Genomic DNA, 23,470 nt, shown 5'->3' on the forward strand with positions numbered 1-23,470 from the left:
GGGCTCAGACTCAACATCGCAAGAAGAAAGGACGAATCATGCGCTCGCTGTATCGCCACCGGCTGGTCCTCACCCTCACTGGTCCGATCCTCATCGCTTTGGGACTGCCCCTGGTCGTCCCGTTCGCCGCGACCCTGCTGGGCGAGACGATGCACCTGCAGATGCGATTGAGTCTGCCCGAATCGCTGCTCGCGACCTTGGGCATCCTCGTTGCTTGGTTCGTCATCTCACGGACGATCGACGTCGTCCTCAGCGGAAGCGACATCGGCGGCAAGATGACCGGGCGTCTGGTGTCGGCTGGTGCATCGGTACTCGTGCTCGGCGGAGGCTACCTGCTGATCACCGGCTCGATTCCGTTGGCCGCGATCACCGCGGTCGTGATCAGCGGTCTGTTCTTCGCACTGAACACGATGCTCGATGTTCGGGCGATGAAACCGACAGGATTCCGACGATCCAGCTGACCCAGCCCAGGTGCTGATCTCCACGGTGGCGGTGATCCTGAGCAGGGAACCATCTGAAACGTACAATGGACTGGATGTCTGATACCGGGAGAACCCACACCTCGTCGCTGGCCGTGCTCGGTGCGCTGCTGTTCATCACCGCCCGCAGCCTCGATTCCACCGGCGCGCCGGGGACCCCCGCGAGTGCCGACCCTGCCAAGCTCAGCCCCACCGACCGAGAGACCCTCGCCGAGGTGGAGTCCGCACTGACCGTCCAACTCGAGAACTCGGGGACGTCCGTGACGTCCACTCTCGCCGAGGTGGCTGCGGCGGTTGCGTACGTCCGTGGCCGGGCGGAGGTCCCGAGTCTGACCGCCAGCAGGTACGACAAGCTGCGCAAGTCGGTGCTCGACGGCCTCGGAGCGACCTCGGCGCAGGGGGCGACGATCTGGCCGCCGACCAGTCAGACCGCGGTGCAGAGGTTCGGGTCCTGGAACGAAGCGCTCAAGGCGGCGGGTCTGGCGACGAACAAAATCGGCCGAGCCAAGGGGCAGCTGCGCTTCGACTCGAATGCCTATGCGAAGGCGATTGCCGAATTCCTCGCCGACTGCGAATCACGTGGGACCGCCGTGACCTACAAGGCTTACACCGAATATGCCGCCGAGCATAAGGGGGAGGTTCCCTCGGCAGCGGCTGTCCGAAAGTTCTACGGAAGTTGGAATTCAGCGCTCGCCGCGGTGGAGTGAGGTGCGGATCAGCGACCGTGCATCTTCCCGCCGATCGCTCACGCTATGCGGAACTCGCTACAGCGACGGCAACTTGAGCGGTCGGTGGCCCAACACTCTCGGCATCACCGGTTAGCGGCGTACGCCTCCAGCCGGTCGCAAGCGGTGTTGATGGTCTCGTCCGACACTGCAAAAGTCAGGCGCAGGTAGCCCTCACCGGCCGGGCCGAAAGCCGAACCTGGAATCGTCGCGAGGTTGTGCTTCTCAAGCAGCTGGGTCGCCAGCTCCCAGGAGTCCAGCCCCCACTCGGACACGTTCACCCAGGCATAGAACGTTGCCGCCGGGCGCAGCAGGCTCAAGCCCTCGATAGCATTGATGCGCTCGACCATGAGCTCGCGTCGCCTGGCGTACGAGGCGACCATCTCATCGACCGCGGTCTGCGGTCCCTCGATCGCTGCGACCGCTGCCTCCTGGACGAACCCGGGCAGACTCGAGGTCAGGCCCTCCTGCAGCAGTGCCATCGGCGCGATGAAATCCTGCGAACCGATGACGAAACCGCACCGCCAGCCGGTCATGGCATAGGTCTTCGAGAAGCTGCCGATGGCCAGGAACCGATCGAACTCAGCTCCCACCTCGGCGGTGGATGGTTTCACCTCGGCGATAGAGGTGAAGACGGCATCGTCGAAGACCATCTCGTCATAGACCTCATCGGATATGACGGTGAACCCATGCTCATCGGCCAGCGCAGCGATCTGCTCGAGGTCGGCCCGATCCATGACCGAACCCAAAGGGTTCGACGGACTGTTGATGATCACGGCCGCGGTCTTGTCCGTGATCGCAGCGCGGACATCCTCGGCGCGGAGCTTGAAATCATTGTCCTCGGTGACAGGAACGGATACCGCAATCCCGCCGAGGCGGTGCACCTGACCCATGTAATTGGGGAAGCTCGGGTCGGGGATGATGACCTCATCCCCTGGGGTGACAGTGACGTCGAGGGCGAAGGTGAGCGCCTCCATCGCGCCGAAGGAGACCATGACGTTCTCGGGCGCGATGCTGCGATTCCACCGAGCCGAGTACTTCCCGGCGATCGCCTGCCGCAGTTCGGGGATGCCCGCGTTGGCGACGTAGCGGGTGTTGTCGTTCTCGATCGCGCGGATGCCGGCGGCCTTGATGTGTTCCGGAGTGGTGAAGTCCGGTTCGCCGACGGTGAGTTTCACAGCATCGGGGAAGTCGAGGGCGAGGTTGAACATCTTGCGGATGCTCGACGCCGGGTAGGAAGCGGCCATGGGGGAGATGCGACTGTGCGAACTCGTCATGGATTCAGTCTGCCTCTGATCCTGCGGGAGCGGCAGAGGAGGGCCACAGCGTAAGACCGGGACGGTCCCCGGCAGCTGGGCTTCAGCTTGGTGAATCTGAGCTGGCTTGGTCTGTGCGCCGAGCTGGTGCAGGTTCACCAAGCTGGTGGTGCATGCCAGCCCCGACCTGCCTACTCGTGCAACCCGGCCAAGCGGGACCCGAATCGGGCGAGCAGGCTCGTCTTCTTCGCCCCGGTCGCGGTCTCCCACGAGTCGGCGAGGCCGAAGATCTTGTACATCGTCCGGATGCCCAACCATCGAATCGGTTCGGGCTCCCATTGGCCCGAGAAGTGGTCGTTCCACGGCAGCGCGGTCAAGGGCGTCGAGGCCCCGGCGGCCCGATCGAGCAGGGTCTTCGCCGCCAGATGAGTCGCCGTCACCCCGTGCCCGGCATAGCCGCGGGCCACTCCGATGCGTTGCGTCGGGTCGAAGAAGATGCCGGCGCACCAGTCTCTGGTCACCCCGAGTGCACCGCGCCAGGCATGCGCAACCTCGAACTCGAGGTCCGGGAAGAGCGAGGACAGGCGCCCGGCCAACAGGTCGACCACCTCGGCGGGGACCTCACCGTCACCGGGCAGACCCGACCGGAAAGCATAGGGCGCCCCACGGCCGCCGAGCGCGATCCGACCGTCGGCCGTGCGCTGGGCATAGATGAACGTGTGCGCCGTGTCGCCGAGGCATTCGCGCCCCTCCCAGCCGATCGACGCCCACGCCTCGTCGGACAGCGGCTCGGTCGCGATCATCGACGAGAACACCGGGATGACCTGTCGTCCCTGCAACCCCGGCAGGTCGCCGCCGACCGTGTCCGAATATCCCTCGAGACACACGAAGATCGTGTTCGCACGCACCGGCCCGCCGTCCGTGGCGACCGAATCCTTGCGGATATGCCTCGCCGAGGTGGCCTCGCAGATGGTTACACCCTGTTCCCTGAGCACGTGGCCGAGTCCCCGGGTGAGCAGTGCGGGATCGATGGCGGCGGTACCGGGGAAGTAGAGGCTGCCGAGCGCCCCGTCGACGTTGATGCGGCCACACGTCGCGTCGGCGTCGAGGAACTGCATATCTTCAGGCCCGTATCCGAACTGCTCGTTGCCGGCCTCAAGGTCGCGCAGCCGGGACAGGCCGGCCTCCGTTTGAGCGATGTCGATATGCCCGCCGCGCACTTGGTGGGCATCGATGCCCTCGGTCTCGCAGACGTCGAGGACCTCGTCGATGGAGTCGAAGAGCGCGGACTGGAAGGCGCTGACGCTGGCCACGCCGTCGAGTCCTGCCGAACCGATCGGCCCGGTGGGGTCGTTCTTCCGGGCACGGTCGACCGCCTCGGCGAACTTGGTGCGATTGCCCGGCAGCAGGGTCGAGAGCCATCCGCCGTTGCGGCCGGAGGCGCCGTAGCCGATGTGTCGGGCCTCGATGATGGTGATCGCCCAATCGGGGTGGGCCTGCCGGGCGTAATAAGCCGACCACAGGCCGGTCAGTCCGCCGCCGACGATGACGAGATCTTGTTTCTCGCGCGGCAGCGGGACGGGGTCGACGTCGTCGGCGGGGGAGGCCGCCAGCCAGTGTGAGGCTTCACCATTGAAGTAGGACACGGATCATCTCCTGAACTCGAGGCGGACCATGTGGTCCCCTACGAAAACAGTTTTATCTCACGCTCAAGGTGAAGTAAATAGTTGCGGCGATTTGTATTGAGTGCTGAAACAATCGCGACAACCTACTGATTTCTTCGTCACGGCGGTACATGAGCGGGCTGGCTGATTACACTGTTCGCATGAGCGCAATGGAGCCGATCAATACCCACGAATTCCCACTCAGCCACGAACTGATCGAGGACTGGCAGGCAATTCCGGCCACCTCGGCGGGAGGGTCCGACGCGGTTGGATCGGTGGGGCTGGAAGAGGCGGCCGCCTCGGTGAGGGGCGCCTGTGACGACGGGATTCGTCGAACTCGGCACCATCGGCGGCACCGAATTCGGGCTGTGGGAGATGAATGCCGGAGCGATGCGCGATATCGAAGGCGACGAGGTCTTCCTCGTCATCTCCGGGACCGGGCGCATCGAATTCGACGAACCCCGCCGCGAGCCCGTCGAACTGGTGCCGGGATCGCTGGTTCGCCTCGATGATGGGATGAAGACGCGCTGGTACATCGACGGGACGCCGCTGCGGAAGCTGTTCATCGCGCCCAGCGAAGGGTGAGCTCCACGCTCGGGTGGGCAGGGGTCAGCGGGTAACGGACTACGACGCCGAGAGAGTCGGGAAAACGTCATGGGCGCGGATCCTCCTCGTTGAGTAGTGTCGAAGACAGCCCGCTCGGACGAAAGGGATCGATGATGATCGACTTGGCCCACCCGCGCGACCTCGTCATGATCGGCGCGATCTTCGGACTCGCCGCGTTCATCTGGTCAGGCTGGGCGCAGGAAGCGCCGCCCAAAGCACTGGTGTGGCGACTCGTGCTCGCCGGGCTCGGACTCGCGGGACTCGCACTCGCAGTGCCGAGCATTCTCACCGCCATCGGCAACTGGTCGGAACCCAGCGCCTTCACCACCGGGACCTCCGCATTCACGCTCTACCTCATCGTGTTCTGGGCCGAGGTCATCATCGGCGCGGTGGCGAGCTTCTTCCTCATCCGCACCGGCCAGACCGAGAACATCGCTCCGCTCATCCTCGCGATCGTCGGAATCCACTTCTTCGCGCTCGCCGTCGTCTTCGGCCAGCCCGTCCTCCACGTGGCGGGGCTGCTGCTGACCATCGTCGCGGTGGTCGCATTCATCTTGCCGCGCGAGACCGCGGCGCCGAGTTTCTGGTGCGGCATCCTCGGCGCTCCGAGCTTCCTCAGTATCGGTCTGTGGTGTCTGCTCGCCGGGCGCAGCGCGCTCGCCGCCGGATGAAACTCGGACACCGCTGACAATCCCTGGTCAGGTGCTCTATCGTGAGTGAACCGGTGTGCAATGTGCCCGGAGACGGTTTCGACCCACCTGGCGCAGCACCCACGGACACCCCAGCATTGCCCTTGAAGAGATGGACCCCGAAGAAGGAGCCGACGATGAAGACTGCTCGCCGCTTGGACAACCTCGGCACCGAGACCGCTTTCCGCGTGGCCCAGGCCGCCGCCGACTGGAAAGCGAAGGGCAACGAGGTCTTCCCGTTTCACCTCGGCGATCTGAACTTCCCCTTGGCCGGGCATATCGTCGAGGCGATGGAGCAGGCCATCCGCGACGGCAAGACCGGCTACTGCCCGGGGCCGGGGATCCCCGAGCTGCGAGAGGCGCTCGCCGATGACATCGGCTCGCGACGCGGAATGACGATCGACCCCGCCGAGGTGGTCGTGACCACCGGAGGCAAGCCCGTGATCACGAAATTCCTCCAAGCCGTGATGAACCCCGGTGAAGGAGTGCTCTACCCGAATCCGGGATTCCCGATCTATGAATCCCAGATCGAATATCTCGGCGGTACCGCCCTGCCCTACCGATATGTTCCGACCTCCGACGGTTTCGCCATCGACCTCGACCACCTGCGGGCATCGATCGACGAGAACACCACTGCCATCATCTACAACGACCTGCAGAACCCGATCTCCGCGGAGTCCACCCCGGGCGAACGCGAGGCCATCGCCGCGATCGCGCAGGAATTCGACCTGTGGGTGCTCTCCGACGAGGCGTACTTCGAGATGCGCTATCGCGGGAAGTCGCAGTCGATCGCCGCACTGCCGGGAATGCGGGAGCGCACCGTCATCCTCTACACGTTCTCGAAGAAGTACGCGATGACAGGTTCGCGGCTCGGCTGTGCGGTGGCACCGAAGGAGGTCGCCGAGGCGATCTCGCTGATGAACACGAACGACGAATCCTGCACGAACCAGTATGTGCAGTGGGCGGGGATCGCTGCGCTGCGCGGACCGCAGGGGCCGGTCGGGCAGATGCTGGAGGTGCTGCGAAAGCGACGTGATGCCACCTGCCGGCTCATCAACGAGATTCCCGGCATGTCCGTGGCGACCCCGGGCTCGACGTTCTACGTCTTCCCCGATGTCACCGAGGCGATGGAGGTGAAGGGAATCGCGACTCTGGCGGACTTCACCACCGAGGCGCTGCATGCCACTGGCGTCTCATTCTGCACTCGCGAGCACTTCGGGTCACCGCAGCCCGGTGAGGACCGGACGTACATTCGACTGGCCTATTCGGGAATCGACGAAACTGCGATCACGACCGGGCTCGGCCGCCTCAAGGAGTGGATCGAAGTGGGGCGGTAGTCCGTTTGGCGGGGTTGCTTGCAGGGGTGCCGAGCTGCGGCGCTGTCGCGACCACGGCTCTGTCCGGACCGCGGCGCCGTGCCGACCGCAACTCGGCGCGGACTACGGTGCCGTGCCGACCACAGCTCGGTCCGGATGACGGCTCAGTTATGTCCAGCTGCTCCAGGCGGGCCGGCGGGTGCTCGGAAGTGCATTGTCACGGCGCCAACCGTGGATCCACTCCGGCAGTTCAGGTTCGTTCTCCGGCATCCCGAACGCCTCGATGAGGTCGTTCCTGGTGAGCGGCCGGTCCTCGGAGATCAGGCGAGTGGCGACGTAGGCGCGGGCGAAGATCTCGCCGTCGACAACCATGCGCTGTTCGAAGAACACGGTGCGCTCATCGATTCCGCAGACCTTGGTCTCGAGGTTGTAGCGCTGCCAGAGTTTCAGTGACTTGCGGAAGCTGATGGTCTCGGCGCTGACGACGCCGGTCCATCCGCGCTCACGCATCGCCTGCCATGCTCCGCTGCGCACCATCATGTCGAGTCGTCCCAGGTCCATGATCGAGAGGTACTTGCCGTTGTTGAGATGCATGAATATGTCGATCTCGCCCAGGTGGACGCGCATGGGGAGGGAGTAGGTGTCCCAGATTTCGCGCGCGGAACGACGCTTGGATCTGAGCAGGTGCAGGATCATGCGGAAGAAGTGCATAGTCACTATGTTACTTGACAGTAGTTTGCAGGGCGACCATAACCCTGCCAGGTGAACGTGGATCTGACTGATGAACGTGGACTCAAAGGTGAATGTGATCAGGTGAGAGCGCGCATCCGCGGACCCGGGGAGCCGCCTCGGTGAGGGTGTGTCAGTCCTTCGCGGGTTCGGGTTCGCGGCCGGGGATGAACGGTGATTCCTCGGGCTCGGGGTGGCGCTTCCATTGGATGAGCATGATCGCCACACCGAGAGCGACGGCGCCGATCGCGCCCCACACGTTGGTGCGCAGGCCGAGGATGACGAAGCTCGGGTCGAGGCGGATGGACTCCCAGACGATGCGGCCGGCGCCGTACCACATGAGGTAGACGGCGAAGAGTCGTCCCCACTGGAAGAAGACCTTGCGGCCGAGGTAGAGCAGGACGAGAGCGCCGAGGCTGTTCCAGATGACCTCGTAGAGGAACGTCGGGTGGAAGAGGGTGCCAGGGGGAGTGCCCAGCGGGATTGCCGGGTTGCCGGGGTCGATCTCGAGGCCCCAGGGCAGGGTGGTGGGCAGGCCGAAGAGTTCCTGGTTGAACCAGTTGCCGAAGCGCCCGCAGGCCTGGGCGAGGATGAGGCCCGGTGCCAGGGCGTCGAGCAGGGTGGTGAGTTTGAGGCCGAGGCGGCGGCACATGATCCATGCACCCAGCGTGCCGCCGATGAGTGAACCGAAGATCGCAATGCCGCCCTCCCAGATCGCCCACACGGATCCGGGTTCGAACGGATTCCAGGGGTTGCGGCCTGGGCCGAAGTAATCGGTGTAATGCGTGATGACGTGATAGATGCGGGCGAAGACGATGGCCATCGGCACGGCCAGAGTCGCGAAGTCGAGCACCTGCCAGTCCTCGACACCGCGCTTGGTCAGGCGACGGTTCGTCAGCACGATGGCAATGATGATGCCCACGAGGATGCACAGCGCATAGAAGTGGATCGTCAGCGGTCCGAGTTGGAAGCTCGAGACGGACGGGCTGGGAATCGCCGCCGAGATGTCGTGCGGAAGGGTGGTCTCGGCGAGGAGTGCACTCGTGGGAACTGCAGGCATGAGGCCAGTCTATTTGCACCCGTCTGAGAATCCCTTATGCGACGGCCACCCCGCCGCCGGTCGTTCCCTCCGCACGGATGCTCCGGCGGTGGCGCAGCCGGGTCCGCAGCCGGTGACCGGCTTCGACCAGGGCGAAGCCGATGATGAGGATCCCGAGGGTGACCAGCCCGTATTCCAATGGGAACGATCCAGGGTCGAAGGCCGGGTCGTTGACTTCATCGAAACTGGCCAGAAGAAGATACAGGGTCTGGAAGACGAATGCCCACAGGTAGGCGACGGCATAGCTCAGGTGGGCGGCCAGCCTCGAGCGGAGGAGGTAGCCGAGCCAGAAGGCTCCGAGCACGGTGATGATGGCGACCATGATGATCATTTCCTTGGGATAGGCGGTGAACTGAGCAGAGAGATTCCCGGCCCGTACAGGTGGGGCAGCGCAGCCTCGGTGCGACCGGTGATGAGCAGGAGCAGATCGCCGAGGCGGCCCTCGACCGGTTCGCCCGACCCGACGGTGCGGTTCGCATCGGTGGCAGTGAGCCGGATGCCGCGCAGTCGTCGCTGCGCGCGGAAGGGCCAGCCCATCGACCAGGCGCGGTCGAAGGCGGCGAGGCCCGCGTCGGTGGGAATCGTGCGATCGATTCCAAGTGGCCGTGTGATGTCCTGACCATGGACGATGATGTCGAGGAGGGCGTTGTCCGGGTTGGTCAGGGGCGGCAGGTGTCGGGAAGCGGCGGTACGACGGAGTTCGGCAACGATCTCACCGGTCGGTCGTTGGGCGTAGGCGCGGGCGATGTCGCGTCCGAACGCCCAGAGATCGCCGTGTGAGCGCAGGGTGCCGACGATGATCTGACCCAAAGTGGGTGCGGTTGGAGTCATCGCCAAATGCGCCGCCACCTCTTGCACGCTCCATTCGGAGCACAGGGACTGAGTGGCCCATTGTTCGGGTGTGAGTGAGTCGAGCGTATCGGCCAGGCTGAGACGCTCGGCTTCGACAGTGGACCACAGTGCATCGTCCATGATGCCTTCTCCTCTGTGTAGGGCGCTTCTTCTGTTCTTCTGCGCGGGGTGGCCAGTCTGTGTGCGATGGCCAGTCTGTGTGGGGGCGGCCGGTCTGTGTGGGGACGGCGCGGTTGCGTGAGATTGCGCGTCTGCGCGGGAAGGCCCATTTTAGGGTTCGAGTAGTCAGTAGTGATTGGTGAGGGCGGTGGAATGAACAATAATAGTCAGATAGTCTGACTATTATAGGAGTCGCGACGAAGCGGCACAAGAGCTATTTCGAGCGATGGGGAATGCTGATGGGTGGACAGAGTGTGCAAGCGGGTTCAAGTGGGCTGTCGCGTCCGAGCGGACAGCCGAGCCTCGGGATGCTCGCTTTCCTCGCCTACCGGCAGGTGGAGATGCGGTCGATGGCTGCTGTCGAAGCCGCCGGGCACACGATCACCCTGTCGCAGGCGAGGTTGTTCGAGCGAGTGAACCCAGAAGGTTCACGACTGACCGAACTCGCCGAGTCTGGTCAACTGACGAAGCAGAGTGCTGCTTACCTCGTCGATGAGCTCATTGCGGCAGGCTACCTGCGGCGTTCGCGTGACCCCGAGGACGGCCGCGCCAAGCTCATCACCATCACCGATAGAGGATATGAGGTCATCGCTGTCGCCCGCCGGTCGGAGGCCGAGGTTGAGGATGAATGGTCGAACCACCTCGGGGACGAATCATTCGACACCCTGCGTCGGCTGCTCATCGAACTGCGCGAAGTCACGGATCCGTTTCGCTGAGGGTGATCGTGACGCTGCCTTTCGCGCTCGAAGCGGGGTGAAGGCAGTCGTGACAGGGCCATTCGCGCTCGCGGCGGGGTGAAGGCGCGGCGGCGTCCTTCGCGCTCACATCGGGATGAAGGCACAGTGGTGCGCTTGCATGCCTGAGCAGGGCTACGTGCCGAAGAGGCCGTCGATGATGTCGTCGGTGACGAACCTTGAGTGCAAGATCGGGGTGCGAGCGGGGTCGATGCTTTCGGGCGGTCGCCATGCCGGCCGTCCGTCGCCGAGCATGAAGACTTCCCAGTCGGAGCGGTCCATGAGGTGGTGGTGGAAGGAGCACAGCTGGCACATGTTGTTGATGTCGGTCTTGCCGCCCAGGGCGTGCGGCACAACATGGTTCACGTCGCACCATCCAGCTGGCGCGTCGCAGCCCGGGAACACGCATCCGCGATCCCTGGCGGTGACGATTGCGGTCTGCTTCTTGTTGGCGAAGCGCTGTTCCGTACAGACTTCCACCGTGCGGGCAGTTTCGTCCATCAGGTGGAAGAAAACGGTGCCATCGAGGCCGCGTCGAGCGACGTCGCCCATCGGGAAGCGGTCGCCGGAGCCTGTGGTGGCTTCGCCGATGCCGTTGGCGATGTCGGACGCTTTAGCTGTGACGACCAGGGCGTAGGGCGACCCCTTGGCGGCTTCCTTCATGCTGATGCGGGAAATGAGAGTGGCGAAACGTTCGTAGATCCAGGCCTTCGCACTGGGTTGCTCGCTCATGAGATTGACGGTCGAGCCATCGGCGCGGACCCCGTGACCGGCAGGAACGGGACGGTTGCCAGCGGGATCCGCGGATTCGGGCTCGGGATCATCTGAAGCCTCTGGGCCACCGGTGGACTCGATGCCACTGGTGGACTCGGGATCGTTGACGGTGTGGGAGTCCCGGGTGCTATTGGCATCATCGGCGGTTGCGGTGCCTCCGGTGGCCTCGATGACGGCCCATGGAGGTGCATCGAAACGATCTCCGGTAAGGACGGCATCGAGAGGTTCGAACCGTTGCTCATCGAAGGTCTGGCCGAGGCCCCCACGGTCGAGGCCGCCACCGTCGGGAGTCTGGTCTGGCCCGGCGTTCGGGGCGAGTGGGGGAGCGTCTTCGCGCTCGGCTTCGGCCACCTCGGTGTCGGTGGGTTCTGCGGTGGTCGACGTGTTGTCTTTCGCGGATTGGATCCGCGAGGTCAGCAGTCCGTGCAGTTCGGATCCCGCCACGGGATCGAGGACGCCTTCCAGCCTCCAGTCTCCATTGCGCTTGGGCCGGGCGGTGATGAAGTAGGCGGAACGGTCGCTGGGGTCGAGCGGTTCGGCGCCGTCGGGGTCGATGAGGGCGAGCATCTGACGGAAGATGTCGCGGAGCTCGCTGACAGACACCGACTTCGCGTACTTCACGAGGTCGGTTTCCACACGGGACTTCGTCTCGTGGTCCACCCACGCGGGCAGTGCCTTGAGGCAGTCTTCGATGACGGTGAGGTGCTCCGCGGGCAGGGTGCCGAGGTGAAGCTGCTCGGCGACGAGCGGGTGTTCGGGCTCAAGCGGTTGGCCGTCGAGTGCGACTCGTCCGCCGAGATTCTCTGCGAGCTTTGCCCTGCGGTTCGCTTCTCTCCCCGAGAGGTTGAGGCGTTCCTGAATGAGCGCCTTGGTCGACTTAGCGCCACTGTCTTTAGGCGTGCCGACGCGTTCGTAGACGGCCAGCGCCAGGGTGGACAGAGATTCACTGAGTCGACGCAGAGCCTCTGCCCCATCGATGACCTGCAGTGCCTCGTTCGGTCCCATCGGCCGGTCGAATGCACGAAGACCTCCGACCAGTTCGGTCAGGGAGGCGATCGAGTCGGTGATTTCGGGAGCGCTCGCGGCAAGGTCGCTCCACGCTGCGTCGGTGAGGATCGGGTGCATCGAAGTCGGGCGTTGAGTATCGTCTCCGCCTTGTGGCTGTGTCGCGTGGCGATCTGCGGTGTTGTTACTTGCCGCGGCCCGTTCTGCCGACTGGACCGGTGCAGGTTGTGTGGTCGTCCTGTCCTGCTCATCCGTTCCGGGTTGCACAGTCGATTCTGCCGGTGCGGTCGAAGTGAGCTCTGTTGAGTCCGCTGATTCGACGGTTTCGCGTGGTTGGTCGGAATCGGCAATTCCAACTGCATTGCTTGGTTCCTCGATGTCGGCGATCGACGTATCGTCGTTCGGTTCGTCATCGTCGGTCGAAACCGGGTCAAGGGCCTCGAACACCTCGGCGAAGTGGTGGCCGCTGAGGTCGAGCCCGGCCGCCTTGAGCTGTTCGGCCAGTGTTGCGGGGTCCGATGTTTCTTCGGGTTGTGCTTGCGCGGTGTCCTCGGGCGCGTGGGCATTCTGAGAAGTGGTGCCCACGAGGTCTGCTGGTGTGGTGTTCGTTGGCGGTCTTCTGCTCGCCCCGCCGCGCGAGTCAGCGGCAGCGCGGCGGTCGCGCTTTCCTGACTTGCGTCGCTTGCGGTCGGGGGTGAAGGTCATCGCTGTTGAGTTCCGTTCGTCATTGAAGGTCTCTTAGCTCAATTGTAGGCAGTCAGAGAATAGAAGACAATAGAATCTTCGAAAAAAATTCGACTGGAAATGACATTCTAAATGTGAAGGCCGCTTTTGAGTGGTTTATTGGGATGTGAGTCAGTTCGAGGACACTTTACTCATCGACACTGACTCGGGATCGGTCACGATTGAAGTGTCGGGAGGATTCTCGGAACTGGGTCCGACGCGGTAGAGGTGGGTGATCTGTGCGATGCCTGCCGTCCGGGAAGGGTTGGAGCCTGCCGTCCGGGAAGGGACGGACGGCAGTGCTCGGACAGAGCCGCCTCGATGAGGGTTGGGTCTGAACGCAGAGCCGCCTCGGCGAGGATGAATCTGCACGCATCGCCATTGTCGGTGGGATGATGGGGAGCTATGGCCCTTGATTTCACCCTGGTTCAGCTGCGCTACTTCCAGGAGGTCGCCAGGCGGGAGAACATGACCGAGGCGGCGAAGCAGCTCAACGTCACCCAGTCGGCGATCTCGACGGCGATGGCCCAGCTTGAGCGGTCCATCGGCCTCGACCTTTTCATCAGGCAGAAGAACCGATCGGTTGTGCTCTCTCCGGCAGGAAAGCGATTTCTCGCGGAAGTCACTAGCTTCCTCGAAGCCTCCGATGCGCTCGGAGAAACTGCGCAAGGGCTGTCCCGGTCTTTGAATGGGAGTCTGACGGTCGGCGTGTTCTCGCCGATCGCGCCGACCCGACTGCCGCTGATCCACGATGAGTTCGCGAAGCGCTATCCGGACGTGCAGGTGACGTACTTTGAGGCCGACCTGGAGGAGCTGCAGAGGGCCGTCACGGCAGGCGACTGCGATCTGGCGGTGACGTACATGCTCGGTCCGACGGGTCGATTCGACACCTTCCTTCTTGACGTCGTCGAGCCTCACGTTCTGGTCTCTCACGATCATCGCCTTGCCGGGGGTGGGCGGCCGAAACCGGTGCGCCTGAGTGAACTCGCCGACGAAGACTACATTCAGCTCGATCTGCCGTTCACCAGGCAGTACTACGACGAACTGTTCCGCATCGCAGGGATTGTGCCGAAGACTCGGCATTCGTTCTCCGGCTACGAGACTCTGCGTTCGTTCGTGGCGATGGGACACGGATACTCGCTGCTGAGTCAGAGCGTGTCATCGGGTACCTATATCGGGCTGCAGACCATCGATGTTCCCCTGCTCGATGACTTTCCGAGCATCGACCTGGCAGCGATCTGGCCCAGCGGCGTGCGCTTGAGCCGGCGCGGGATGGCATTCTGCGAAGTCAGCAGAGAGGTTTTGGGTGCTGCCGTGAAAAAGTGACGTTCCGGATCTGGCATGTATGCGCCGAAGGGCCGCGGCGGGCGCGGAAGATCGGCGGTGATCGCGACACCGCGACACCGCGACACCGCGAGACAGCGGACGGGCAAAGGCCGCCGACCCGGTCTGTTCTCATTGATTCAATTGATGACAACGTTCAAAAGTATCTGTTGGACTGATTCCGATTCGCTCATCACAATAAATGGCAGGCATCACACGGGCAGACGGTGATGCTTCCGCCCCATCAGGGTGACAGGCCCATCATGGGTCAGGCCCGTCATGGGACAGAGCAAAGGAGCTTTGATGTCCACTCCCACCACCGACCAGGAGCACACGCCCACAGCCGGCGGCCGCGGCCGGTCGACGACAATGCAGCGGAAGGTGCTCCTCGGCGGCAGCATCGGCCAGTTCGTCGAGTTCTACGACTTCACGCTCTACGGACTCTCCGCGGTCATCCTGTCCGAGTACTTCTTCCCCGACGGCGACCGGATCACCGGTCTGCTGGTCATCTTCGCGACCTTCGGAGTCGCGTTCGTCATGCGCCCCCTCGGCGGACTGTTCTTCGGAGCTCTCGGCGACAAGGTCGGCAGGCGGCAGACCCTGACCATCACGATCTTCCTCGTCGGAGCCTGCACAGCCCTCATCGGCATCCTCCCCGGCTTCGACACGATCGGGTGGTTCGCGCCGATCCTGCTCATCCTCGCCCGACTCGGCCAGGGCTTCTCTGCCGGCGGCGAATCCGTCGGCGGCCCCTCGTTCGTCTACGAGCACGCTCCGGTGTCCAAACGCGGACTGTGGATCAACATCACCCTGGCCGCGACGGCTCTGCCCTCGGTGTTCGCCGGCGGCCTCATCCTCCTGCTGTCGACGATGATGAGCGACGCCTCATTCGACTCATGGGGTTGGCGCGTTCCGTTCCTCCTGGCGCTGCCGTTGTCGGCTGTCGGACTGTGGATCCGGTCGAAGACCGACGAATCCGAGCTGTTCAAGAAGACCGCCGCCGAACGGCCCAAAGAGTTCAGCCCGATCCGCGATTCCTTCCGCGAGAACTGGGTCGGAATGCTCCAGGTCTTCTTCGTCCTCGGCGTCACCGCGCTCGGCTTCTACATGCTCTCGGCGTACTTCGTCACCTACATCCAGACAACCGGCGACCTCAGCCGCGAACAGTCGCTGCTGACAAACGCGATCGCCATGGCCAGCTACACGATCTTCCTGCCCATCGCCGGCCACCTCGGTGATCGATTCGGACGTCGGCCCATGCTCATCGCGGGTGCGATCCTGCTCGCGGTCACCTCGGTGCCGGCATTCGGGCTGGTCACCAGCGGACACATGGGGCTGGCATTCCTCGGGCAGACGATCTTCGTCCTCGCGCTCTGCTGCTACGGCGGCGGCTGCTACACCTTCTTCTGCGAGCGCTTCTCGACGAAGACGCGGTTCACCTCGGCGGCCATCAGCTACAACATCTCCTACGCGGCGCTCGGCGGAACCGCTCCGTTCGTGGGCACGTGGCTCGTCGACATCACCGGCGTCAACACCGCACCCGGGTATTACATGGCCGCCGCGGCCGCCGTGTGCCTCGTCCTCATCTTCGTCACGCGCCTCCCCGAGACCCGCGGACGGCTGGGGTAGGTGCGCCAACCCTGCCACAGACCCGCGCAAACCACACCCACCCACAAGAAAGCAGCGATCAGCAATGAACCATCAGGCACCCCCATCCTCCGACGCGGCCTTCCTCGCAGACTTCCACTTCGTCGCCACCATCGGTGCCACCGACAACAACGGCGTCGACCGGCAGGCGCTGACGGCCGAAGATAAGCAGACGCGTGACTGGATGCGCGGCTGGGCGACGGACAAAGGCTTCGACGTGCGCGTCGATGCGATCGGGAACATGTTCGCGTGCCTCGAATTCGTCCCCGATGCCCCGTACGTCCTCATCGGCTCCCACCTCGACTCGCAGCCGCTCGGCGGCCGCTTCGACGGAGCCTACGGAGTCATCGCCGCCCTCTTCGCGGCCCTGCGCGTCAAAGAGGAGCTCGCCGAATCTGGCCTGCAGCCCACCTTCAACCTCGCCGTCGTCAACTGGTTCAACGAAGAAGGCGGTCGCTTCGCCCCATCGATCATGGGCAGCTCCGTCTACGCCGGGCTCTTCGACCTCGATGAGATGCTCGCCGTCGCCGACCTCGAAGGCACCACCGTCGCCGAAGCCCTCAACTCCATCGGCTATGCCGGCACCGATACCCCGCCCGAGGCGATCACCTACGCCGAGATCCACATCGAACAGGGCCGCATCCTCGAACGCGAAGCCACGGACATCGGCGTCGTCGAGTCCAGCTGGTACACGCAGAAACTCGACATCGACGTCCTCGGCGAACAATCCCACACCGGAGCCACAGCCATGGCCGACCGCCACGACGCGCTCGTCGCCGCGGCCAAGGTCGTCCTCGCCGTCGCCGAGGTGGTCGACGAGTTCGAGGAAGAAGCCCTCGTCTCCTCGGTCGGCCAGCACGTCGTCGAACCGAACTCGCCGATCGTCGTTCCCCGCCGCGTCCACATGGTCGCCGACCTCCGCTCCTCCGATCCGGCCATCGTCCAAGCCGCCCGCAACTCACTGAAGACACAGATCGCCGAGATCGCCCGTGCCCACGACATCACCATCAACGCCCGCGACTTCGACATCCGCGACAAGCGCCACTTCCCGACCGAAGGCGTCGAACTCGCCGAGAAGGCTGTCGCCAATGAAGGTCTGAGCATCCGCCGGTTGGAGACGATGGCCGGCCACGATTCCGTGGCGATGAATCACCGCGTGCCCGCCGTGATGATGTTCGTTCCCAGCGTCGACGGCGTCTCCCACTGCGAACGCGAGTTCACCACCGATGAGGACATGCTCCGCGGCGTCCGTGTCCTCACCTCCGTGGCGGGCGAACTCGTGCGCGGTGAGCTCGCCGATGTCCGTGACGGTGCCGTCTGGGTCGGTTCGTCCGTCGCCGAGGCGCGCGCATGAGCAACGCCGATCCGCGCCCCAGCGCCGCCGCCTCGGCCGCAGTCCCGACCAGCTCGACGACCGAACCCTGGACCCTGTCCGCCGCCGAGGCGCTCGCCGCCTTCCGGTCCAAGGATCTGTCCCCAATCGACTACCTGACCTCCTTCATCGGCCGCATCACCGCCGAAGACGAGCGCATCAATGCGGTCACCGAAGTCGTCGAGGAGGCGGTCACCTCGGCGCGGGAAGCGGAGACGTTCTACGTCAATGCGACCGCTGATGACCTCGCCGAGGCGGCCGCCACCCGGCCCTTGCTCGGACTTCCCGTGATCGCCAAGGAGAAGCACACGCTCGCCGGCCGCGGCCTCACTCAAGGGCTGCTGCACGAACGCGACACCGTCGCCGACCATGATGCCGCGATCATCGCCCGCATCCGCGCCGCCGGCGGATTCGTCCACGCCCGAGCGACCTCTCCGGAGTTCAGCTGCGCGACGATCACGCACTCGCCGATGTGGGGCGTGACCCGCAATCCGTGGAACCCGGACCTCTCTCCGGGCGGGTCCTCCGGCGGGTCCGGTGCTGCGCTGGCAGCCGGGTTTGCGCCCCTAGCCACGGCCTCGGACATCGCCGGATCGACGAGGCTGCCCGCCGCCTTCACCGGCACCGTCGGCTACAAGGCTCCGTACGGTCGGATCCCCGGTGCCCAGCCTCTGGCCGCGGACTGGTACCGCGGGGACGGGCCGATGGCGCGCACCGTCGCCGACGCCGCACTGCTCGCCAAGGTCATGGTCGGGGTCGATCCGAGCGATCATGCGACCATCGCCTCGCCCGGGTTCCTCGATGACTTCGACCCCGCCGAGGCGGCCGATCGGCTCCGCGGACGCAGGGTCGCGCTGTGCGTGCGCTTGGGGGACTTCCCCGTCGGGAAGGACATCGAAGCGAATACCCGCGCGGTCGCCTCGGCGCTGGAATCGGCCGGGGCACACGTCGAGGAGATCGAACTGCCGTGGACGGCCGAGCGGATCTTCGAGACCGCGTTCACGCACTTCGGGAATCTCCTCGCCCCCGCCATGCGCGCCGCCACCCGCGGCCACGAGGACACCCTGGCCGAATACACGCTGCGGTTCATGGCCGACGCCGAGGCGGTCGCCTCCCGTCGTTCCTTCTATGACGGTCTCGCCATGGAAGCGCAGATCCAGGCGGAGCTCGCCGCAGCGATGGACGGGTTCGATGTGCTCTTGGCCCCCACCTCGGCGGTGGCGGGATTGGAGGCCGGGGCCAGCTACCTCGACGGGATCACGATCGGTGCCGACGGCGTCGGTCGCGAAGGGGAACACGCTTCCGGGCCGGACGGGACCGGCGGCGCGCGAACCGGGGGCAGCGCCGACGGCGTTCGCCTCGACCACTACTGGCAGGCGCATATGACGATGCCATTCAATATCTGCAACCGCGTGCCGATCGTCAACGTCCCCTCCGGCATGGCTGACTGCGGCATCCCCACCGGCGTCCAAGTCATCGCTCACCCCTATGACGACACCCGCGCCTTCGACGTCGCCGCCGCCATCGAAGCGCTGTGCCCATGGACCGGACTGGTGCCGACGGTTCAGATAGGCTCATCGGATGGATGAGCACACCCTCGCCGAGGTGGAGCGAGCCGGATCGCTGTTCAACGCCGTCACAGCGATGACCGTCGACCGCGCGAATGTCCTCACCGCGGAATCCGTCGGACGTCGCGACTCCGGTCAGCCGCCTCGGCGATTGGAAGGGATTCCCTTCGCGATCAAAGACGTCATCGACCTCGTCGGATACCCGACTACGATGGGATCGAATATGCGCAGCGATGCCCCGGCTGCTACCTCGGCGCCGGTCGTCGACCGACTCGAAGCGGCGGGCGCGATCCCTGTGGCGAAGACGAACTGCCAGGAGTACTCCTACGGAATCCTCGGCGACGAATCCGCCTTCGGCCGCGTCGTCAATCCCGTCGATGCGGCACTGTGCACCGCCGGGTCGAGCTCCGGATCGGCCGCACTCGTTGCCGCCGGGGTGGTGCCGTTGGCTTTGGGTACCGACACGGCCGGATCTGTGCGGGTGCCGGCGGCCTGCCAGGGCGTGCTCGGATTCAAACCGACCTTCGGCGTCGTGCCCGTCGACGGAGTCTTCCCGCTCTCGCAGAGCTTCGACACCGTCGGACTCTTCGCCTCCGACCTCGGCCTGCTGACCACGGCTTTCGACGTGATCGCGGGAGCCGGTGCGGGTGATGACCGGGGGAACAGTGCACACACCATCGATGTCAGTCTCTTCGCCGATGACGATGACCGGGCGAAAGACATGCTCATGTCGGTGCCCGACCTCACGATCACCTCGGCGAATGGGTCGGCCCTGGACGAACTCCTCGACGACCTCGCACCGATCTACGATTACATCCGCCTCTATGAGGCATTCGAGGTCCACAGAGACCTCTTCGCCGAGCGTGCCGCCGACTACCAACCGGGTGTGGCCACGAAGATCGAAGCCGGCCGAGGCCTCTGCGAGGCCGAATACCGAAAGCAGCTGGACGCGCTCGCCGAACTGCGGGAACGGTCGCTCGCGGCCTTCGGTGGCACTGACTTCCTGCTCACTCCGGCCATCGACGGACCCGTGGTCCGCTGGGATGAGATCGACTCCGGCACGGCGGCGAAGTTCATGCGCTATTCGATGCCATTCAACGTGCTCGGCTGGCCGGCCTTGACGATCCCGCTGCCCAGGGCCGGGGCCGGAGATGGACCGCAGGCGGTGCAGCTGGTCGGCCGCCCCGGCGGCGACCGCGACCTGCTCGCCTTCGCCTCTCAGCTGGTCTGACTAGACCCTTGGCCGGTCTGACTTGGGGATCAGTCCGATTACATCGGGGATCGCCTGATCTGACTCGGTGCCACCGGTCCGATTCGGAGATCGGCCGAGTCGAGCCCACCCTCGACCAGGCTGAACTCGAACAGCCGCCGCGTCGAACGAACCGGAGCCGGGCCGACGAGACCGAGCTCATCGTCCATTCCCGGTGGTCAGTGGCGAACCGCCGACGGTGGTGGTCGCGGTGGTTCGGGATGGGCGGAGCAGTGTCCTGGGCGACCATGGCTGCTTTCCTTGCATTCATCTTCAACATCTTCCTCGTCACCTCTGACTCGAGCGCCAGCATCGTCGTCTCTGCAGCGCTCGGCATCGCGAATGTCATCGCCTCGTGAGCGGTGCTCGTGTATTCGTTCGCACTCGAGTTCATGCGTCTCGACCTCAGCCGCGGCGGCAGCCCGGGGGAACGGCAACTCGAATTCGAGATGGAAGGTCCACGCGAGTTCGGCGACTACCTGACCTTCTCCGTGCTGTCATCGACGATGACGGCCGCGCTCCCCGGCCGAGCAATGTCGCGGAAGGCCTGGCGAATGGTGCGCACGAACGTCATCATCACCTTCGCCTTCAACTCCGTCGTCGTCGCGACCCTCGTCTCGATGATCCTCTCCTACGTCATGTGACAGTCACCGGAACAGCCCAACCTGATGCATATCGCCGAGGCGGTCCACCCCGTTCAGGGTGGACCGCCTCGGGCGTATGGGCTCCTCGACTGGGCGGGCCACCTCGGTGAGGACAGAATCCTCAGCTGGGTGGGCCACCTCGGCGAGATGGGAGGTCACAGCCTCCAGCAGCTGTCGAGCGGAGCCTTGCCCGCGAAGGTGCGGGTGGTGAAGGTTTCGATGCGCGGCAGCGCGGCGACGTAGCCGCCGATGTGCGTGGGTCCGAGGTTGTCCTCGAACGCCACCTTGTGGCCGGCTCGGCACCACGTCGAGGCGAGTTCCTTGCCCTGATCGAACGAGATGACGTCGTCGAGGCGGCTGTGGTTGACCAGGAGCGGAACATCCGGCACCTCGGCCTTGCCCAACCGCTGCCGGTCAACGATGTCCGTGAAGTTCTCGTCGATGATGTCGGTGAATGACTCGCCGTTCTTCGTCAGCGACTTCCCATCTGTGAAGGCTGTCGAGAGCAGGGCTTCGACGGTGCACTTGTCGGCTGTTTCGGCCAGTATCTTCTGCCCCTTCTCGTTGAGGAAGTCGCTTGTATCGATGTCGGCCTGCTCGGCGAACCCTACGACACCGTAGAGCGCGAATGCCGTGTAGACGCTCGAGAGCCCGGACACGGTCTTGTGCAGATCGACCGGCACTGCGCCGGCCGAAGCCGAGGCGATGTTGAGCTCGGGTGCCCACTCCTTCTGGAGTTCCAGTGCAGCCGTCGTGGCATGACCGCCCTGCGAGTAGCCGCGCAGCTGGAGCTTGGTGTCCTCGTCGATCTCGCTGCCATCGACCTGCTGGACGGCACGTGCCGCATCGAGGACCGACCGCCCCTCTTCGACGCGATCGACGAAGTGGTGAGTGCCCTCGGTGCCGAGTCCCATGTAGTCGACGACGACGACAGGATGCTTCGCGGCCAGGGCTGAGGCGACGGAGATCCCCTCGTACTCGGTTCCCATGCCCAGCTGACGGCTGGGAGCGCACTTGTCGGCGACGCCCTGAGTGCCCGGCGAGATGACGACGGCATCGTCGGCATGGCCGCTCGCGCCGTTCGGCGTGAGCAGGGTGGCGGTCGCGGCTCGGGCCTGGCCCTTCTCATCAGTGGTCTTGTACATGAAGACCTTCGATTTTGCGTCATGCTTGATGAGTTTCACCGGATCGAGGTAGAACTCCGAGTCGGCCTGCTTGAGCACTGTGCCGTCCTCGCTCGGCAGCGAGTCCGGGGTCTGATAGAAGTCTCCGGGGACTCCTGATGCCGGCAGGTCTTCCTGCGCAGCGGCGTATTCGACGTCGGCGGGCGTGAGTTCGTCGGTCTTCTCGACGGCTTTCTTCGCCTGTTCGACGCTGATGCCCTCGGGGACGGATTCGCGATTGAGTGTGCTCGGATCCTCTGCCGCACGGTCGTCGAGGAACTGTTCGGCCTCGGCATCGGTCTGCGGAACGAGTTCGGTGGCCCGGGCTGGTGCGGTGGCCGTGCACAAAGTGAGTGCGAGGCCGACGACGGCTGCGGCGCTCAGGGCCTGGAGGCGACGACGGGGCCCGTGTGAGGAGGTGGTCGGCAGTGCTGTGGTTGGCGTGCTCATAGGCGGTGGTCCTGTTCTGCCATGTCTCTCGGCATTGAGAAGGTGCGGGACAGTAGTGCCGGTGCAGATCGCGGTGGAGTGCACCGTGACGGTGAAGTCGGTGTGATGACGGGGTGCCGTCGGCCAGAGTGTTCACCGTTGGACGCCCTGATTGTGACGGGCACCACAAACATTACTTGATAGTAGAACTGAGTGGTAGTTAAGTGGCAGATTCGGTCTGTTGTCTGGTCGGGTCGGGTCTGGTCGTGCAGGGTCAGGATTGGTCAGGACTGGTCAGGTCGGGTCAGGTCGTGCCGGGTCAGAGCTGGTCGGGTCTGATCAGGCGAGGTGGGTGCGAACGACTTCGACGATGACGAGGAGCGCGCCGACGATCGAGGCACCGACGGCGAGGCGGTAGAGGAGTCGGCGGTCGGCGCGTCGGATGACGAAGTTCGACAGCCACAGTCCGATGAGCATGAACGGCAGCAGGACCGCCGCTGCGATGAGGTGTCTGGTGCCGACTTCGCCGCCGATGGTCAGTCCCGTCAGAGACAGGATGCTGCCGAGGGTGAAGTAGGCGCTCATCGTCGAGCGCATCGATGACGGATCGAGCGAGCGCATGATGAGGCTGATCGGGGGTCCGCCGATGCTCGTGGCCGTGCCGAAGATCCCCGAGACCGACGACGCGAAGAACATATTGCGGTGCGAGGCCGCCGGTGACCAGCCGACCAGGCTGAATGCGGCACCGGCGAGAACTGTGATCGCGAGCATCAGAGACAGCCCGGAATCCGGCAGCAGCACCACGGCGGCGGTGCCGATAGCGATTCCGGGCAGTCGTCCGAGGGCGCCCCAGCCGACGAGCTTCCAATCGACGTCCTGACGCTCACGGGCGAATGCCGTGAATGAGGTGAGGGTGGCCAGCAGCAGAAGGGCGGACGGCAGCAAGTCGGGGCGCAGGAGGGCGAGCACGGGTGCGGTGATCATGCCGAGGCCGAATCCGATGGAGCCCTGCAGGCAGGCTGAACCCAGCACCACGATCCCGATGATCAGGTACTGGACGATCTCCATCGATTCCTCATTCCTCCGCTGTGGGTGCCGCGGTCAGACATCTGCGGGCCTCCGGTCAGACGGCACTCGCCGCTCACGACAATGGGCCGTGCGGCGCAGATTGCGCGTTCTGAGCACCTATTCTATGCGCAGAACGAACAATTCAGCATCTTCTTTGCGAAATAGCTTGCGCACAATGCGCATGTGTGGGATATTCT

General features: G+C 64.6%; 21 protein-coding genes. 12 read left to right on the plus strand and 9 right to left on the minus strand.

The annotated features are described in order from the left end of the window. Window positions 1-38: 38 nt before the first annotated feature. On the plus strand, window positions 39-461 hold the full coding sequence (locus AC3CD9_RS17870) for a hypothetical protein (protein ID WP_446656323.1): 423 nt from the start codon (window positions 39-41) through the stop codon (window positions 459-461). A 74-nt stretch (window positions 462-535) separates the two neighbouring features. Next, window positions 536-1,186, plus strand: coding sequence for a homing endonuclease associated repeat-containing protein (locus AC3CD9_RS17875; protein WP_488365335.1), 651 nt, complete (start codon window positions 536-538; stop codon window positions 1,184-1,186). Window positions 1,187-1,290: 104 nt separating this feature from the next. Here the strand turns inward: AC3CD9_RS17875 and AC3CD9_RS17880 are convergent, their stop codons facing one another. Both AC3CD9_RS17880 and AC3CD9_RS17885 read right to left on the minus strand, forming a co-directional pair. Then, window positions 1,291-2,481, minus strand: coding sequence for a pyridoxal phosphate-dependent aminotransferase (locus tag AC3CD9_RS17880; protein WP_488365336.1), 1,191 nt, complete (start codon window positions 2,479-2,481; stop codon window positions 1,291-1,293). 170 nt (window positions 2,482-2,651) lie between these two features. Further along, window positions 2,652-4,106: an NAD(P)/FAD-dependent oxidoreductase gene (locus AC3CD9_RS17885; RefSeq protein WP_488365337.1), complete on the minus strand. Its 1,455-nt coding sequence runs from the start codon at window positions 4,104-4,106 to the stop codon at window positions 2,652-2,654. A 333-nt stretch (window positions 4,107-4,439) separates the two neighbouring features. Here AC3CD9_RS17885 and AC3CD9_RS17890 point away from each other — a divergent pair, with 333 nt between their 5' ends. The 3 genes from AC3CD9_RS17890 to AC3CD9_RS17900 all read left to right on the plus strand — a co-directional run bounded on the left by AC3CD9_RS17890 (window position 4,440) and on the right by AC3CD9_RS17900 (window position 6,756). Next, window positions 4,440-4,709, plus strand: a complete 270-nt coding sequence (locus AC3CD9_RS17890; protein ID WP_488365338.1) for a cupin domain-containing protein — start codon at window positions 4,440-4,442, stop codon at window positions 4,707-4,709. A 131-nt stretch (window positions 4,710-4,840) separates the two neighbouring features. Further along, window positions 4,841-5,401, plus strand: a complete 561-nt coding sequence (locus AC3CD9_RS17895; RefSeq protein ID WP_488365339.1) for a hypothetical protein — start codon at window positions 4,841-4,843, stop codon at window positions 5,399-5,401. A 155-nt stretch (window positions 5,402-5,556) separates the two neighbouring features. Beyond that, window positions 5,557-6,756 (plus strand): pyridoxal phosphate-dependent aminotransferase, encoded by a 1,200-nt coding sequence (locus AC3CD9_RS17900; RefSeq protein ID WP_488365340.1) that lies wholly within the window; start codon window positions 5,557-5,559, stop codon window positions 6,754-6,756. A 147-nt stretch (window positions 6,757-6,903) separates the two neighbouring features. Here the strand turns inward: AC3CD9_RS17900 and AC3CD9_RS17905 are convergent, their stop codons facing one another. The 4 genes from AC3CD9_RS17905 to AC3CD9_RS17920 all read right to left on the minus strand — a co-directional run bounded on the left by AC3CD9_RS17905 (window position 6,904) and on the right by AC3CD9_RS17920 (window position 9,535). Then, window positions 6,904-7,446, minus strand: coding sequence for an acyl-CoA thioesterase (locus tag AC3CD9_RS17905; protein WP_488365341.1), 543 nt, complete (start codon window positions 7,444-7,446; stop codon window positions 6,904-6,906). 151 nt (window positions 7,447-7,597) lie between these two features. Next, window positions 7,598-8,524, minus strand: coding sequence for a prolipoprotein diacylglyceryl transferase (lgt, locus tag AC3CD9_RS17910; RefSeq protein WP_488365342.1), 927 nt, complete (start codon window positions 8,522-8,524; stop codon window positions 7,598-7,600). 34 nt (window positions 8,525-8,558) lie between these two features. After that, the gene (locus tag AC3CD9_RS17915; RefSeq protein ID WP_488365344.1) at window positions 8,559-8,894 is read right to left on the minus strand and encodes a hypothetical protein; all 336 of its coding nucleotides are present in this window, start codon (window positions 8,892-8,894) and stop codon (window positions 8,559-8,561) included. Beyond that, the gene (locus AC3CD9_RS17920; protein WP_488365345.1) at window positions 8,891-9,535 is read right to left on the minus strand and encodes a maleylpyruvate isomerase family mycothiol-dependent enzyme; all 645 of its coding nucleotides are present in this window, start codon (window positions 9,533-9,535) and stop codon (window positions 8,891-8,893) included. The genes AC3CD9_RS17915 and AC3CD9_RS17920 overlap by 4 nt, the downstream gene beginning before the upstream one ends. A gap of 347 nt (window positions 9,536-9,882) precedes the next feature. Here AC3CD9_RS17920 and AC3CD9_RS17925 point away from each other — a divergent pair, with 347 nt between their 5' ends. Then, complete coding sequence (locus tag AC3CD9_RS17925; RefSeq protein ID WP_488365346.1) at window positions 9,883-10,290, plus strand: MarR family winged helix-turn-helix transcriptional regulator; 408 nt, start codon at window positions 9,883-9,885, stop codon at window positions 10,288-10,290. A gap of 153 nt (window positions 10,291-10,443) precedes the next feature. On the opposite strand, the gene AC3CD9_RS17930 is transcribed toward AC3CD9_RS17925, so the two are convergent. Beyond that, entirely contained in the window at window positions 10,444-12,792 is a 2,349-nt protein-coding gene (locus AC3CD9_RS17930) for a DUF222 domain-containing protein (protein ID WP_488365347.1), read from the minus strand. Window positions 12,793-13,215: 423 nt separating this feature from the next. Between AC3CD9_RS17930 and AC3CD9_RS17935 the strand changes: the two genes are divergently transcribed. The 6 genes from AC3CD9_RS17935 (at window position 13,216) to AC3CD9_RS17960 (ending at window position 20,613) form a co-directional block, all read left to right on the plus strand. Beyond that, on the plus strand, window positions 13,216-14,136 hold the full coding sequence (locus AC3CD9_RS17935; protein WP_488365348.1) for a LysR family transcriptional regulator: 921 nt from the start codon (window positions 13,216-13,218) through the stop codon (window positions 14,134-14,136). 300 nt (window positions 14,137-14,436) lie between these two features. Beyond that, window positions 14,437-15,762: an MFS transporter gene (locus AC3CD9_RS17940; protein ID WP_488365349.1), complete on the plus strand. Its 1,326-nt coding sequence runs from the start codon at window positions 14,437-14,439 to the stop codon at window positions 15,760-15,762. 64 nt (window positions 15,763-15,826) lie between these two features. Next, on the plus strand, window positions 15,827-17,134 hold the full coding sequence (locus AC3CD9_RS17945; RefSeq protein WP_488365350.1) for a M20 family metallo-hydrolase: 1,308 nt from the start codon (window positions 15,827-15,829) through the stop codon (window positions 17,132-17,134). Then, window positions 17,131-18,741 (plus strand): amidase, encoded by a 1,611-nt coding sequence (locus AC3CD9_RS17950; protein WP_488365351.1) that lies wholly within the window; start codon window positions 17,131-17,133, stop codon window positions 18,739-18,741. The genes AC3CD9_RS17945 and AC3CD9_RS17950 overlap by 4 nt, the downstream gene beginning before the upstream one ends. Further along, window positions 18,734-19,951: an amidase gene (locus AC3CD9_RS17955; RefSeq protein WP_488365352.1), complete on the plus strand. Its 1,218-nt coding sequence runs from the start codon at window positions 18,734-18,736 to the stop codon at window positions 19,949-19,951. The genes AC3CD9_RS17950 and AC3CD9_RS17955 overlap by 8 nt, the downstream gene beginning before the upstream one ends. A 386-nt stretch (window positions 19,952-20,337) precedes the next feature. Continuing rightward, complete coding sequence (locus AC3CD9_RS17960; RefSeq protein WP_488365353.1) at window positions 20,338-20,613, plus strand: hypothetical protein; 276 nt, start codon at window positions 20,338-20,340, stop codon at window positions 20,611-20,613. A gap of 155 nt (window positions 20,614-20,768) precedes the next feature. Here AC3CD9_RS17960 and AC3CD9_RS17965 read toward each other — a convergent pair whose 3' ends face one another. Both AC3CD9_RS17965 and AC3CD9_RS17970 read right to left on the minus strand, forming a co-directional pair. Next, a complete protein-coding gene (locus AC3CD9_RS17965) occupies window positions 20,769-22,226 on the minus strand; it encodes a lipase family protein (RefSeq protein ID WP_488365354.1) in 1,458 nt (485 codons plus the stop codon). A gap of 318 nt (window positions 22,227-22,544) precedes the next feature. After that, complete coding sequence (locus AC3CD9_RS17970; RefSeq protein ID WP_488365355.1) at window positions 22,545-23,273, minus strand: sulfite exporter TauE/SafE family protein; 729 nt, start codon at window positions 23,271-23,273, stop codon at window positions 22,545-22,547. Window positions 23,274-23,470: the final 197 nt, after the last annotated feature.

The sequence above is a fragment of the Brevibacterium sp. MGP-B1 genome (assembly GCF_057766545.1).

Excerpts from the sequence above, each read along its gene's own strand:
- AC3CD9_RS17925 (WP_488365346.1), top strand. The coding sequence starts at position 9,883 with ATGCTCGCTTTCCTCGCCTACCGGCAGGTGGAGATGCGGTCGATGGCT.
- AC3CD9_RS17900 (WP_488365340.1), top strand. The coding sequence starts at position 5,557 with ATGAAGACTGCTCGCCGCTTGGACAACCTCGGCACCGAGACCGCTTTC.
- AC3CD9_RS17880 (WP_488365336.1), bottom strand. The coding sequence starts at position 2,481 with ATGACGAGTTCGCACAGTCGCATCTCCCCCATGGCCGCTTCCTACCCG.
- AC3CD9_RS17940 (WP_488365349.1), top strand. The coding sequence starts at position 14,437 with ATGTCCACTCCCACCACCGACCAGGAGCACACGCCCACAGCCGGCGGC.
- AC3CD9_RS17870 (WP_446656323.1), top strand. The coding sequence starts at position 39 with ATGCGCTCGCTGTATCGCCACCGGCTGGTCCTCACCCTCACTGGTCCG.
- AC3CD9_RS17895 (WP_488365339.1), top strand. The coding sequence starts at position 4,841 with ATGATGATCGACTTGGCCCACCCGCGCGACCTCGTCATGATCGGCGCG.
- AC3CD9_RS17935 (WP_488365348.1), top strand. The coding sequence starts at position 13,216 with ATGGCCCTTGATTTCACCCTGGTTCAGCTGCGCTACTTCCAGGAGGTC.
- lgt (WP_488365342.1), bottom strand. The coding sequence starts at position 8,524 with ATGCCTGCAGTTCCCACGAGTGCACTCCTCGCCGAGACCACCCTTCCG.
- AC3CD9_RS17875 (WP_488365335.1), top strand. The coding sequence starts at position 536 with ATGTCTGATACCGGGAGAACCCACACCTCGTCGCTGGCCGTGCTCGGT.
- AC3CD9_RS17955 (WP_488365352.1), top strand. The coding sequence starts at position 18,734 with ATGGATGAGCACACCCTCGCCGAGGTGGAGCGAGCCGGATCGCTGTTC.
- AC3CD9_RS17945 (WP_488365350.1), top strand. The coding sequence starts at position 15,827 with ATGAACCATCAGGCACCCCCATCCTCCGACGCGGCCTTCCTCGCAGAC.
- AC3CD9_RS17970 (WP_488365355.1), bottom strand. The coding sequence starts at position 23,273 with ATGGAGATCGTCCAGTACCTGATCATCGGGATCGTGGTGCTGGGTTCA.
- AC3CD9_RS17930 (WP_488365347.1), bottom strand. The coding sequence starts at position 12,792 with ATGACCTTCACCCCCGACCGCAAGCGACGCAAGTCAGGAAAGCGCGAC.
- AC3CD9_RS17920 (WP_488365345.1), bottom strand. The coding sequence starts at position 9,535 with ATGGACGATGCACTGTGGTCCACTGTCGAAGCCGAGCGTCTCAGCCTG.
- AC3CD9_RS17965 (WP_488365354.1), bottom strand. The coding sequence starts at position 22,226 with ATGAGCACGCCAACCACAGCACTGCCGACCACCTCCTCACACGGGCCC.
- AC3CD9_RS17915 (WP_488365344.1), bottom strand. The coding sequence starts at position 8,894 with ATGATCATCATGGTCGCCATCATCACCGTGCTCGGAGCCTTCTGGCTC.
- AC3CD9_RS17905 (WP_488365341.1), bottom strand. The coding sequence starts at position 7,446 with ATGCACTTCTTCCGCATGATCCTGCACCTGCTCAGATCCAAGCGTCGT.
- AC3CD9_RS17950 (WP_488365351.1), top strand. The coding sequence starts at position 17,131 with ATGAGCAACGCCGATCCGCGCCCCAGCGCCGCCGCCTCGGCCGCAGTC.